This is a genomic window from Pseudomonas sp. LAIL14HWK12:I1 (assembly GCF_003202095.1).
GTDB classification, from domain to species: domain Bacteria; phylum Pseudomonadota; class Gammaproteobacteria; order Pseudomonadales; family Pseudomonadaceae; genus Aquipseudomonas; species Aquipseudomonas monteilii.
The window spans coordinates 110,461-123,081 of record NZ_QJKG01000011.1; the positions used below are offsets into that span (position 1 = coordinate 110,461).

The 12,621-nt window shown below is 63.8% G+C and carries 11 protein-coding genes; 7 read left to right on the forward strand and 4 right to left on the reverse strand.

Annotation, left to right across the window (positions count from 1 at the left end; genetic code table 11):
* The first annotated feature begins 2 nt into the window (after positions 1–2).
* Entirely contained in the window at positions 3–2,408 is a 2,406-nt protein-coding gene (locus tag D906_RS23300; protein ID WP_027614944.1) for a TonB-dependent receptor, read from the forward strand.
* A gap of 39 nt (positions 2,409–2,447) precedes the next feature.
* Here the strand turns inward: D906_RS23300 and D906_RS23305 are convergent, their stop codons facing one another.
* The gene (locus D906_RS23305; RefSeq protein ID WP_016713859.1) at positions 2,448–3,386 is read right to left on the reverse strand and encodes a LysR family transcriptional regulator; all 939 of its coding nucleotides are present in this window, start codon (positions 3,384–3,386) and stop codon (positions 2,448–2,450) included.
* A 147-nt stretch (positions 3,387–3,533) separates the two neighbouring features.
* Here D906_RS23305 and D906_RS23310 point away from each other — a divergent pair, with 147 nt between their 5' ends.
* From D906_RS23310 to D906_RS23325, 4 genes are read left to right on the forward strand one after another with little or no spacing between them, the layout of a single operon-like run.
* Positions 3,534–4,361 (forward strand): amidohydrolase, encoded by an 828-nt coding sequence (locus D906_RS23310; RefSeq protein WP_025752591.1) that lies wholly within the window; start codon positions 3,534–3,536, stop codon positions 4,359–4,361.
* A gap of 41 nt (positions 4,362–4,402) precedes the next feature.
* Positions 4,403–5,752, forward strand: a complete 1,350-nt coding sequence (locus D906_RS23315) for an MFS transporter (RefSeq protein WP_019098369.1) — start codon at positions 4,403–4,405, stop codon at positions 5,750–5,752.
* Complete coding sequence (locus D906_RS23320; RefSeq protein WP_016713862.1) at positions 5,749–6,489, forward strand: SDR family NAD(P)-dependent oxidoreductase; 741 nt, start codon at positions 5,749–5,751, stop codon at positions 6,487–6,489. Before D906_RS23315 ends, D906_RS23320 begins: the two co-directional genes overlap by 4 nt.
* On the forward strand, positions 6,486–7,313 hold the full coding sequence (locus D906_RS23325; protein WP_027608912.1) for a sugar phosphate isomerase/epimerase: 828 nt from the start codon (positions 6,486–6,488) through the stop codon (positions 7,311–7,313). The genes D906_RS23320 and D906_RS23325 overlap by 4 nt, the downstream gene beginning before the upstream one ends.
* Here the strand turns inward: D906_RS23325 and D906_RS23330 are convergent.
* Positions 7,304–7,720, reverse strand: a complete 417-nt coding sequence (locus tag D906_RS23330) for a RidA family protein (RefSeq protein ID WP_016713864.1) — start codon at positions 7,718–7,720, stop codon at positions 7,304–7,306. The two genes, D906_RS23325 and D906_RS23330, sit on opposite strands and share 10 nt — an antisense overlap.
* A complete protein-coding gene (locus D906_RS23335) occupies positions 7,720–9,048 on the reverse strand; it encodes an NAD(P)/FAD-dependent oxidoreductase (protein WP_019098372.1) in 1,329 nt (442 codons plus the stop codon). The genes D906_RS23330 and D906_RS23335 overlap by 1 nt, the downstream gene beginning before the upstream one ends.
* Before the next feature lie 339 nt (positions 9,049–9,387).
* Between D906_RS23335 and D906_RS23340 the strand changes: the two genes are divergently transcribed.
* On the forward strand, positions 9,388–10,065 hold the full coding sequence (locus D906_RS23340; protein ID WP_016713866.1) for a DUF1028 domain-containing protein: 678 nt from the start codon (positions 9,388–9,390) through the stop codon (positions 10,063–10,065).
* The gene (gene argE, locus D906_RS23345; RefSeq protein ID WP_019098374.1) at positions 10,058–11,218 is read left to right on the forward strand and encodes an acetylornithine deacetylase; all 1,161 of its coding nucleotides are present in this window, start codon (positions 10,058–10,060) and stop codon (positions 11,216–11,218) included. The genes D906_RS23340 and argE overlap by 8 nt, the downstream gene beginning before the upstream one ends.
* Before the next feature lie 33 nt (positions 11,219–11,251).
* Here argE and D906_RS23350 read toward each other — a convergent pair whose 3' ends face one another.
* A complete protein-coding gene (locus D906_RS23350; RefSeq protein ID WP_016713868.1) occupies positions 11,252–12,520 on the reverse strand; it encodes a carbohydrate porin in 1,269 nt (422 codons plus the stop codon).
* Positions 12,521–12,621 lie beyond the last annotated feature (101 nt).

The window sequence follows — 12,621 nt, forward strand, 5'->3', positions numbered from 1 at the left end:
CAATGTCAGCAGTAATGTCTTGCCGCCTGCGCCCACTGGTGCGCGCAGTGCGCCCGTTGTTCGCCATGAGCCTGTTGTTGTCCGCACCCGCCTGGGCTGATGAGCCGGCGCGCCGTGCCTATCAGGTGCCGGCCGCCAGCCTGGGCGCCGTGCTCACCCGGTTTGCCGACCAGGCCGGCGTCAGCCTTTCGCTGGACCCGGCACTGGTCCAGGGCCGGCAGAGTAATGGCCTGTCTGGTAGCTACAGTGTCGAAGAAGGTTTCATGCAGCTGCTGCGCGGCAGCGGCTTGCAGTTGCTGCCGGTGGGTGAGGGGGCCTTCACCCTGATGCCGGCACCCGGGGCCGGTGGCGCTTTGGAAATCGCCCCGACCAGCATCGTCGGCGGGCTGGTCGCAAGCAACGAAACGCAGCCCTATGCTGGCGGCCAAGTGGCCCGGCGGGGCGCGCAAGGCCTGCTGGGGTCGCGTGATTTCATGGAAACCCCATTCAGCATCACCAGCTACACCAGCGAACTGGTGAAGAACCAGCAGGCGCGAACCTTGGGCGAACTGATCGCCACCGACCCTTCAGTCCGGGCCACCAATCCGGCAGGCGGGCGTTTCGAGCAGTTCACCATTCGCGGCTTCAGCCTGTTCAACAGCGATGTGGCCTACAACGGCCTGTACGGTATCTTGCCGACTTACTCGATCGACATGGAAATGGCCGACCGGGTCGATATCATCAAAGGCCCCAGCCAGTTGATTAATGGCATTTCGCCGCGTGGTAGCGTGGGCGGCGGTATCAACGTGCAGCCCAAGCGGGCCACAGACAAGCCGATCACCGAGTTTACCGGCAGCTATGCGTCGGCGGGCCAGGCAGGTGGCGCGGTGGATGTTGGCCGGCGTTTTGGCGAAGGCCAGCAGTTCGGCGTGCGTTTGAATGCTGTGAAGCAGGCCGGCGATACCGAATGGGACCACCAGCGTGTCGAGCGTGAAATGGCGGTACTGGGCCTGGATTTTCGCGGCGAGCGCCTGCGCCTGTCGGCAGACCTCGGCCACACCGAGCGTGACACCGATGCACCGCAGGAGCGTGTGCTGATCGGCGCCAACGCCAAGGTGCCGGATGCCAATGATGTTCGCCACAACTATGCCCAGGCGTGGAGCAAGGCGCGCACCAACGACACCTTTGGTGCGTTGCATGCCGAATACGACGTCAGTGAGTCGCTGCTGGCCTATGGCGCGGTCGGTGCGCGTGAAAGCAACCATGATTTCCTGCGGCACAACGTGTCCATCACCAACGATGCCGGCGACTTCACCGTGCAGCCGCGGGACTTCACCCGCGACGAGTCGGTGCGTACCGCCATGGCAGGCCTTCGCAACTGGTTTCACACCGGGCCGGTCAGCCACGAGTTGAACCTGGCCGCCACCTACTTCTACATGGACTTCACCAACGGCGGCGCCCGCTATGCTTCGGCGCCCAGCAACCTCTACAACCCGGTAGCGACCCCGACCCCGGGCACACCCACCCGCATCGATCCCGAGGTCTACACAGAAAACCGCTTCTCCGGTGTGGCCCTGGCCGACACCCTCGGGTTTTTCGACGACCGCCTGCTGCTGACCTTGGGCGCGCGCTGGCAGCGGGTGCAGGTGGATGACTGGAGCGACGGCGTCAAAGGCGAGACCGCCTACGACGAAGAAAAGGTCTCGCCCTCGGGCGGCGTGCTGCTCAAGGTCACTGACCAGCTGTCGTTGTACGCCAACTACATGGAAGGCCTGAGCCAGGGCAAGATCGCGCCGTCGACGTCGATCAACGAAGACCAGATTTTCCCGCCGTTCACCAGCCGCCAGGTTGAGGTAGGGGCCAAGTACGACCTGGGCCAGGTAGCGTTCACGGCCAGCGCATTTCGCATTCGCCAGCCGGCCTACGAGACGAACGCCACCTCGCGGGTGTTCGGGCCCAATGGCAAGCGTGACAACCGTGGTATCGAGTTGAGCGTATTCGGCGAACCCGTGCAAGGCGTGCGGGTGCTGGGTGGGGTCATGTACATCGACAGCGAGCTGACCGACACCGTGGGTGGCGCCTACGATGGCAATCGCGCGCCGGCCACGCCCGAGTACAACGTCAACCTCGGCGCCGAATGGGACGTGCCGGGTGTGAACGGGCTGACTCTGACAGCGCGAGGCATTCATTCCAGCTCGCAGTACCTGGACCAGAACAACAGCAAGCAGATCGATGGCTGGGAGCGTTACGATCTGGGCGCGCGCTATGCCTTCAAGGTAGATGCTACGGAGGTTACCTTGCGGGCCAGTGTCGAGAATGTGCTGGATGATCGTTACTGGAGCTCGGCGGGGGCTTCGGATGACAGTGAGCCGGGGTTGACCCTTTCCACGCCGCGTACTTACTTGTTGTCGGCAACCATAGGCTTCTAACCCGTGCGCTCCTACACGGGATTGCGCCGGCCTGTTGAATCATGCTGGCGCAATCGCCCGGCCCAGTTTCTGCGCCTGCCCCTGCAACACCCGCATCAAATGCATCGCCGCATGCGACGGCGGCTCGAACCGCGAATAGACAAAGCTGATATCAAAGTGAATTTCATCGGCCAGCGGCACCGCCGCCAACCCACTGTCCTGCGCCACGAATTCGTCGATCACACTGATGCCCATGCCTTGCTTCACCAGGGCCACTGCTTCGTTGGCGTTGGTGAACGACAACAGTGATTTCAATTGCAGCCCGCGCCGCTCGATGTGCCCGGCCAGCAGTTTGCCAAACGGCATGTCGGGCCTGAACAGCAACAGCGCATGGCCTTCCAGCTGCTGCAAGGTCAGCGAGCCATGCCCGGCCAAGGCGTGGTCGGGTGGCATCACCACCACCATGCGCCCGCGCATGAAGGCCTGCGAATGCAGGTGATCGTGCACCACGGGCAGGGCGGCAATCGACAGGTCGACCTTTTTCGACAGGATCTGGTTGGGCATTTCGCCCATCAGCGAGGTTTGCCACTCGATGTCCAGCGAAGGCGCCTCGCGCTTGAGCTGCGCCAGGGCAATCGGGATGACCACCGTCGACAGCGAGGCGCTGCAAGAGATACGCAGCTTGCGGTGGCCGCCGGCACCCAATGACAGCGCACATTCATTCACCTCCAGCGCCGCCTGGTACACCCGCTCGACTTCACGGAACAGCACCTGCGCCTCGGCGGTGGGCACCAGGCGGTTGTTGATGCGCTCGAACAAGCGATAGGCCAGGCGCCCCTCGATGTACTGGATCAGCTTGCTCACGGCCGGCTGCGACACGTACAGCAGCTTGGCCGCCGCGCTGATCGAGCCGGTCAGCATCACCGCACGGAACACTTCCATGTGCCGCAGTTTGAACACCATGGGGCTTGCGTCTGCGCCTTCGTTGCCAAGCAGCATGTGTATTACCTTCGGTTATGGTTTTCGCCATCTGGGTATGAGCGTCAAACCCGCCCACGCAGTATCTTGAACACAGCCAAATCGCCCTTGTGGCGCACAATAACAAGATCTGCAGGCAAGCGCAGCGGTGCTTGCCGGGAGTGCTGCGTGAACATCTTTGACGAACCGAAGATCGATTGCCATAACCATTTGTTTGATCCCGCCCGTTTCCCTTACCACCCCGACGCACCCTATGCGCCCTCTGGCCAGGAGGTGGCGACCCAGGAGCAGTTCACCCGGGTGATGGACGCCTACGGCGTACAGCATGCCTTGCTCGTCGGCCCCAACAGCGGCTACCACACCGACAACCGCTGCTTGCTGCACGCCTTGGCCACCGGGCAGGGGCGGTTCAAGGGCGTGGCGGTGGTCGAGGCGAATATCGCGCTCGACCAGTTGGCGGCGCTGCGGGCGCAAGGGGTGGTCGGTATCGCCTTCAACCCCGCGTTGTACGGGGTGGCCAGCCTCAAGGATGTTAACGGGCTGTTCGGCAAGGTCGCCGAGCTTGACCTGTTCGCCCAGGTGCAGGTGTGCGAAGACCAGTTGCTGGACCTGCATGGCCTGCTGCAAGGCTCCCGAGCGCGTCTGTTGATCGATCACTGTGGCCGCCCGGATGTCGCCGCCGGGGTGCAACAAGCTGGCTTCCAGGCCTTGCTGCGGCTGGCCGACAGTGGCCGGACCAGCGTGAAACTGTCGGGCATGCAGAAATTCGCCGCCGCCGATGCCTTGCTGGAGCAGAGCAGTGCCTACGTCCATGCCCTGCTCGAAGCCTTTGGCCCCGAGGCCTGCGTATGGGGTTCGGACTGGCCGTTCATTCGCCAGCGCTCGCGGGTGGACTACGGCCCATTGCTGAAACTGGCCGAATGCCTGATGCCGGATGCCCGCATGCGCCGTGCTGTGATGTGGGACACACCCCGCCGTCTGTTCGGGTTCGCCTAGAACCCGGGTTTTGCCATTCCAATAACAAGAGAGCAACCGTCATGAACACTGAACAGAACGCCAGCCTCGGGGTGTTCGACACCCCGGCGCGCGCGCAGCAACGCACCCGCACCCGCTTCACGATCCTGGCGCTGATCTCCGGCGGCACCATGATCAACTACCTCGACCGTAGCGTGATGGGCATTGCGGCGCCCAGCATCAGTGCCGACCTGGGCTTGAACGCAGCGATGATGGGGGTGATCTTTTCCGCCTTTTCGTGGACTTACGCCGCCGCGCAGATCCCGGGTGGCATCCTCATCGACCGGTTGGGCACCAAACTCACCTACTGGCTGGCGCTGACGCTGTGGTCGCTGTTCACCGGCCTGCAAGGGCTGGCGCAGGGATTTCTGTCTTTGCTGGGCATGCGCTTTCTGGTGGGAGTAACCGAAGCACCGTGCTTCCCTACCAACAGCCGGGTAGTGGCCACTTGGTTCCCGCAGAGCGAGCGGGCCAGGGCAACGGGTATCTACACCTTTGCCGAGTACACCGGTCTGGCGTTCCTGACGCCGTTGCTGTTCTGGGTGCTGCATGCCTATGGCTGGCGCTTTCTGCTGATGGCCGTGGGCCTGATGGGCATCCTCTATGGCCTGGTGTGGTGGCGCAAATACCATGAGCCGCACCAGTCCACCACGGCCAACCAGGCCGAGCTGGACTACATCGCCGCGGGTGGCGGGGTAGTCGATGGCGGGCAGAAAGCCACAGTGTTCCGCTGGTCGCAGATTCCGGCGCTGCTCAAGCACCGCAACATGCTGGGCATCTGCCTGGGGCAGTTCGCCTGCAACTCCACCAACGTGTTTTTCCTCACCTGGTTCCCCACTTACCTGGTGACCGAGCGGCACATGCCCTGGCTCAAGGTCGGCTGGGTAGCGGTGCTGCCGTTCATTGCTGCCTCGCTGGGCACGCTGGTCGGCGGCTGGCTGTCCGACGCCTTGCTGCGCCGTGGCTATTCGCTGAATGTGGCGCGCAAGCTGCCGGTGATCGCCGGGCTGCTCACCGCGTCGGTGATCGTATTGGCCAACTACGTCGAGTCGGATGCACTGGTGATCACCATTCTGTGCATCGCCTACTTCGCCCAAGGGATGTCTGCGCTGGCCTGGATGATCGTTTCCGATATCGCCCCGAAAGGCCTGCTGGGCCTCAGTGGTGGCTTGTTCAACTTGTTCGCCAACGCGGCGGGCATCGTTACGCCCCTGACCATCGGCATCATCGTTTCGCTCACCGGCTCGTTCGTCTGGGCTTTGGCGTTCGTGTCGTCGATCACCGTGCTGGGGGCGCTGTGCTACCTGTTCATGGTCAGCGACCTGCGTCGCTTGCCGGATATTCCAACTGTCGAAAATGGAGCAAAACAATGAGCCAGTACCTGCAAGGCCAGACCGCAATCGTCACCGGCGGCATGCGTGGCATCGGCCTGGCGATCGCCCAGCGCTTGCATGCAGCGGGCGCCCAGGTGGTGATCTGGGACCTCGCTGTCGATGGCTGGAACAGCCTTGAAAAGGGCTTTGAGCCGGTGCTGCGCCAGGCGGTGGATGTGTCATCGCTGGCCTCGGTAGAGGCAGCGTTCGCCGAGACGCTGGCACGCTTGGGGCAGGTGCAGATTCTGGTCAACAATGCCGGCATCAACGGCCCGGTGGTGGCGTCATGGGAGTACCCGCCAGAGGCCTGGGACAAAGTCATCGCCATCGACCTGAACGGCGTGTTCTATTGCTGCCGCACCGCTATCGCGCACATGCGTGAAAACCGCTACGGACGCATCGTCAACATTGCCTCCATGGCCGGGAAGGATGGCGTGCAGTACATCTCGGCCTATTCGGCAGCCAAGGCCGGGGTCATCGCCTTCACCAAGGCGGCGGCCAAGGAGCTGGCGCAGGACGGCGTACTGCTCAACTGTGTGGCACCGGCCATGGTCGAGACACCACTGATGGCCGAAATGACAGCGGAGCACATTGCCGCGAGCAAGGCCAAAATCCCCATGGGGCGCTTCCTCAAGGCGGAGGAGATTGCCAACATGGTCAGCTGGATCGCCGGCCCCGAATGCAGCTTTACCACCGGCTTCGTGTTCGACCTCAGTGGTGGGAGGGCGACCTATTGAATGGCCTGGGCGTGGCGCACCTGACGGCGCTGGAGCTGGCGCCAGTGAGTTTGGTGCGCGAGGCGCGGCGCGCTGGCTTCAGTGCCGTGGGCCTGCGCCTGCACCCGGTGATGCCGGGGGCGCAGGCTTATCCGGTTGCGGCCGGTAGCCAGGCCATGCGTGAACTGCGGGCAGTGATGGCAGGGGAAGGCGTGCGTGTGACGGACATCGAGTTCGTCTCGCTGACGGCGCAAACCCGGGTTGCCGATTACCAGGCGCTGTTGGCCGCCGGTGCCGAACTGGGGGCGACGAGCCTGACGGTGTCGGGGGACGACCGGGATGTTGCACGCCTGACCGGCAACTTTGCAGCGCTGTGCCAATTGGCACGTGACCACGGCCTGCGGGTGGACCTGGAGTTCATGCGCTGGCGGCCGGTGGCGACCTTGCAACAGGCGTGCGCGGTGGTGATGGGGGCGGGGCAGGACAACGGAGGCGTGCTGGTCGATGCCTTGCACCTGTTCCGCTCGGGTGGCCAGGTGGCTGACATCATGCGGGTCAACCCACACCTGCTGCGGGCGCTGCAATTGTGCGATGCACCGCTGCTGGCGCCTGCAGACGATCTGATCATTCAGGAAGCGCGTGAGGGCCGCCTGTTGCCGGGGGAGGGGCAACTGCCGCTGGCGCAGTTGCTCGCGGCGTTGCCCGGCGACCTGTGTATCAGCGTGGAGGTGCCGTCCGCCGGCTTGCCCGCAACACAGCGGCTGCAAACGGCGGCACAGGTAACCCACGCCTGGTTGCATGACAGGCGTGGGTTACCTGCCGTGCAGGTTGCCGGTCACGCCTGATCCGGCACCACGGCGATCACATCGATTTCCATCAGCCACTCGGCCTGGGCCAACCCGGCCACCACCAGCCCGGTGGAAATCGGGAACACCCCCTTGAGCCACTTGCCCACTTCCTTGTACACCGGCTCGCGGAAGCGCGGGTCGGTGATGTAAGTGGTGGTCTTGACGATATGCGACAGGTCCGAGCCGGCTTCTTCAAGCAGTTGCTTGACGTTTTTCATCGCCTGCTCGGTCTGCGCCCGAGGGTCGCCCAGGCCCACCAGCTTGCCTTCGAAGTCGGTACCGACCTGGCCGCGCACATAAATGGTGTTACCGGCCCGCACGGCCTGGCACAGGTCGTTGTCCAGGGTCTGGTTGGGGTAGGTTTCCTTGGTGTTGAACATGCGGATGCGGGTATGAGTAGGCATCAGTGGGCTCCGAGGGTGCTGACGTTGCTGACGTTGCTGATGGTGTTGTCTTGCTGCTCATCCGCGTCGCGCTGTTCGCGGTCGCGGTAGGCCAGGTAGGTGCGTTGCGTGGCGATGTGGCCGGCGACGTGCTTGGCGTCGTGCCACACGCCCCAGATGAACGACGAGCCACGGCGCGACAGCCACGGCAGGCCCAGGAAGTACACGCCGGGCTCACGGGCTACGCCGCGCTGGTGCTGGGGTTTTCCGTTGGCGTCGAAGGTGTCTACCTGCAGCCAGCTGAAATCCACACCGTAACCGGTGGCCCAGATGATGCTGCTGACACCGGCCTTGGCCAGGTCCAGCTGCTGCAGCGGGTTGACCATGCATTCCGGGTCGGCCAGGCGCTGGCGGGCTTCGGGCTCTTGCGGCAGGTCGAGGCCGTTGCGTTCGATGTAGGCATCGGCGGCATCCAGCAGGGCCAGGTAGTTTTCGTCGCCACGGTTGATGTTCTCGACCAGGTTGTCCTGGAAGCGTGCCACGCCGTTTTCGAACGACTGGGTCAGGCCGACCAGGGTCATGCCTTGATGGGCGAGGGCGCGGAAGTCTACGGTGTGGCCGCCACGGGCGCCGCTGACGGCAATGGTCACGTGCTCGCGGCCGGGCTTGGCGATTTCTGCGTCCCACTCACCCAGCACGCCCAGCCACCAGCAGAAGTCGCGGTTGCGGTAGGCACGCGGTGGGCGGTCGTGGGCACCGACCGACAGGTACACCTGACGGCCCGCACGCATCAGCTCTTCGGCGATTTGCACGCCAGAGGAGCCGGCCCCTACCACCAGCACTGCGCCTTCTGGCAGTTGCTGAGGGTTGTAGTAGGCGGCGGAATGGATCTGGTGCAGGTTGCTGTCCTTTGGCGCAATGGCGGGGATCACCGGCTTCTGGAACGGGCCGGTTGCAGCAACCACACGGTTGGCGCGAATCACGCCTTCATTGGTTTCGATGGTAAAGCCAGGGCGGTCGCTGTTGCGCACCACGCGCTTTACTTCAATACCGGTGCGCACAGGCAGGTTGTACTTGCGTACGTACTGCTCGAAGTAGTCAGCCACCTGGTCCTTGCCGGCGAAGGCGTCAGCGTCGAGGTTGAATTCAAGGCCCGGGAAGCGGTCGTGCCAGACCGGGCCGTTGGCGACCAGCGAGTCCCAGCGGCCAGTGCGCCACGCTTCGGCGATGCGGTTACGCTCCAGCACCAGGTGCGGCACGCCAAGCTTGTTCAGGTGTTCGCTCATGGCCACGCCGGCCTGGCCGGCGCCGACGACGAGGGTGTCGATTTCGAGGTTGTTCAGTGTCATGTCCGAGCCCTTGTTCAGGCGGTTTTTGTCAGGTCGGTTTGGAGGACCGCCGTTGCCTGGGGCCAGACTAGGGATGCGATGCAAATGGCGAAAATAGTATTTAGCTGGTGCTTGCCGATAAAACGGCGAAGGCCCCGAGTTCTGTGGCCTCGCACAGGAGAAACTGGCCCGAAACAAACGTAGGAGCGAGCGCAGCTCGCGATGCGCCGCGCGGGCGGCGCTCGATCTCTGCCTCAGCCAAGTTTTTTCCTGCCTAACCCCTCGGAAAAAGTTGGTTTCGCCTACCGGAAGGTTCCACCCAGAATGCCCTGCATCGCACAGGACAACAGGAGCATCACCATGACCTTCTCCATCATTGGCCGCTGCCAGGAAACCGGCCAGGTCGGCATCGCCATCAGTTCGTCGAGCATTGCCGTGGGTGCCCGTTGCCCTTGGGTGCGTGCCGGTGTTGGCGCCGTTTCCACCCAGAACATCACCTTGCCGGCACTGGGCCCGCAGATTCTCGATGCCCTTGAACAGGGCCAGTTGCCACCCGCCGCCGCGCTGGACCGGGTGCTCAGCGCCAATGGCTGGAGCGAGTACCGCCAGGTCACCGTGATCGACAGCCAAGGGCAGGTGGCGCTGTTTACCGGGCGAGAGGCATTGGGCACGTACAACGCCGTTGCCGGTGAACAGTGCGCGGCGGCGGGTAACCTGCTGTCCTCGACCCAGGTGATCGAAGCAATGGTCGTGGCGTTCGAGCAGGCTGGCGGCCACCTGGCAGACCGCTTGCTGGCAGCCATGCACGCGGCGATGGCTGCGGGTGGTGAAGCCGGGCCGGTGCACTCGGCGGCGTTGAAAATTGCCGGCGAGTTGACCTGGCCATTGGTGGACCTGCGCGTGGACTGGGCTGATACCGACCCGATCGGCGTGCTCGACGGCCTATGGCAGGCCTATCGCCCACAGATGCAGGATTACGTCACCCGTGCCCTTAACCCGACCGCTGCACCCAGCTATGGGGTGCCGGGCGATGAGTGAATTTGCCAGCCGCGCGCTACTGGCCCGGCTGATCGGCTTTGCTACGGTCAGCCGGGACTCCAACCTTGAGTTGATCGGCTTCATCCGCGATTACCTGGCCGAGCTGGGGGTGGAGTGCGAGCTGTTTCACAACCCGGAGGGCACCAAGGCCAACCTGTTCGCCACCATCGGCCCCCAAAACGTTGGCGGCGTGGTGTTGTCGGGGCACACCGATGTGGTACCGGTGGATGGGCAGGCCTGGACCGTCGAGCCGTTTGCCCTGAGCGAACGTGACGGGCGCCTGTATGGCCGTGGCACGGCCGACATGAAAGGCTTCATCGCTTCGGTGCTGGCCGCCGTGCCCGCGTTCCTCGCCCAGCCTCTGCGCATGCCGGTGCACCTGGCATTCTCCTATGACGAGGAAGTGGGCTGCCTGGGGGTGCGCTCGATGCTGGCCGCGTTGGCGCAGCGCCCGCACACCCCACGGCTGTGCCTGATTGGCGAACCCACCGAGCTCAAGCCGGTACTGGGGCACAAGGGCAAGTTGGCGATGCGCTGCCAAGTCCATGGCGCGGCCTGCCACTCGGCCTATGCGCCCTATGGCGTGAATGCCATCGAGTATGCGGCGAAGCTGATTGGCAAACTGGCTGACATCGGTGACGCCCTGGCCTTGCCGCAGCATCACGACGAGCGCTTCGACCCGCCTTTCTCGACGGTGCAGACCGGGGTGATCAAAGGGGGCAGGGCACTGAACATCGTGCCGGCGGAGTGCGAGTTCGACTTCGAAGTGCGGGCCTTGCCGGGGTTCGAGGCGCAGGCAGTGGCCGACCAGTTGCAGTCTTATGCAGAAGCCGAGTTGCTGCCACGTATGCGCAAGGTCAATGCGGCCAGTGATATTCGCCTGGCGCCGCTGAGCGCCTATCCGGGGCTGGCGACACCTGCCGACAGTGAGGCGGCGCAGCTGGTGGCGTTGCTCAGTGGTACCGATGAATTCGGTACGGTGGCGTTTGGTACCGAAGGCGGGTTGTTCAACCAGGCAGGTATCCCGACCGTGGTGTGCGGGCCTGGCAGCATGGACCAGGGGCACAAGCCGGATGAGTTTGTCAGTGTCGAGCAGTTGCAGGGCTGTGATGCCATGCTGCTGAGGTTGGTGGATTACCTCAGGCAGCATTGACCGAAAATGGGCCGCAACGCGGCCCTTTTCAAGTTAGAAACTGGCCTTGACCTGCAGGCCAACCACCAACGCGTTGTCGATGTCCTTCCCGGAAAACGCCCCAGGCTCGATGATGTATTGCACATCCGGGCGCAGGTTCAGCCAAGGTGTGGCCTGGTAGCCGTAGCTCAGTTCGATCAGTTGCTCGGCGCTGTCGATGTCGGGGAACTGCTGGCCGGCATTGAAGGCGGCATCCTCCAGCACATCGCGGCTGCGCGGGTTGGGCACGGCACGGCCATAACCCAGCGCCAGGGTGTCTTTCGGGCGGCCTTCGAACGGCTTGTACAGCACCACGCCGGCGCCATACCACTTGGTGAACGGCGAGGCAGCCTTGCTCGACGCCGAGTACTGGCCGAAGGCATGCAGGCTGCGCCCTGGCGAGCCTTGGTCGTTCCACACCGCCTGGTCAACCAGCAGGTAATGGCCGCCACGGCCGGACACTTCATCATCGCTGCCGATGCGCTTCACATCGGAGCTGTCGTAGTAGTAGCCCAGCTTGTACTCGCCCGGCAGTTCACCCTGCAGCTTGTACACCAGCTCCACCGGCACCACGGTGCCCGTGGTGTGCTTGGGGCCAAGGTGCCAGGCACGGCTGGAGTTGCCATTGCTCTCGGGGTCGACGTTGAACGCTGCCACGCGCAGTTGCCAGGCAGGCGAGAGGTCATACTTCACCCGCACGCCCAGGTGGGCATTGGGGTAGTTGGTCCAGCCACTGCCACCCGACATGTTCAGCGGGTGGCCGCAGAAGCCGGCGTTCATGAAGTTGCACAGGATACCGCTGTCCAGGCCGCCCAGGTCGTTACCCATGGCCATGTAGCCCAGTTTGACGTTGAGTGCCGGGGTGAACAGGGTGCGCTCGTAACTCAGCTCGGTCAGGCGGGTATACAGGCCACCGAAGTTTTCCTGGATTGGCAGGCGGTTGCCGACCAGGTCTTCCGAGGCGCTGTTGCCGCGACGGTCGTTGATGGTCAGCTGGACCTTGCCACCGTTGTCCAGGCCATACAATTTGGACAGGTCAAACTGCACACCCAGCTTCAGGTTCTGCGAGTAACGCGCCGAGCGGTGCAGGCCACCGTGAGCGTTGTAGGCGGTTTCGCCGCTGTAGTCGCCGGTGAACTTGACGCCGTCGTCTTCCAGCTGATGGCGCAGGCCACCCCAGTCACCGGTCAGGGTGCTGCGGGTCATGAGGTCGCCGTCGGCCAGGGCGGTGGTGCTGGCCAGGGCCAGCAGCAGGGTGGGGGTGATGCGGATTGCGGATGGCATTGCTAAATCTCGGTTGTTATTCAGGGCCTCATCGCCGGCAAGCCAGCTCCCACAGGTCCCCACCCTATTTGCAGGTGGCGCGATCCTGTGGGAGCTGGCTT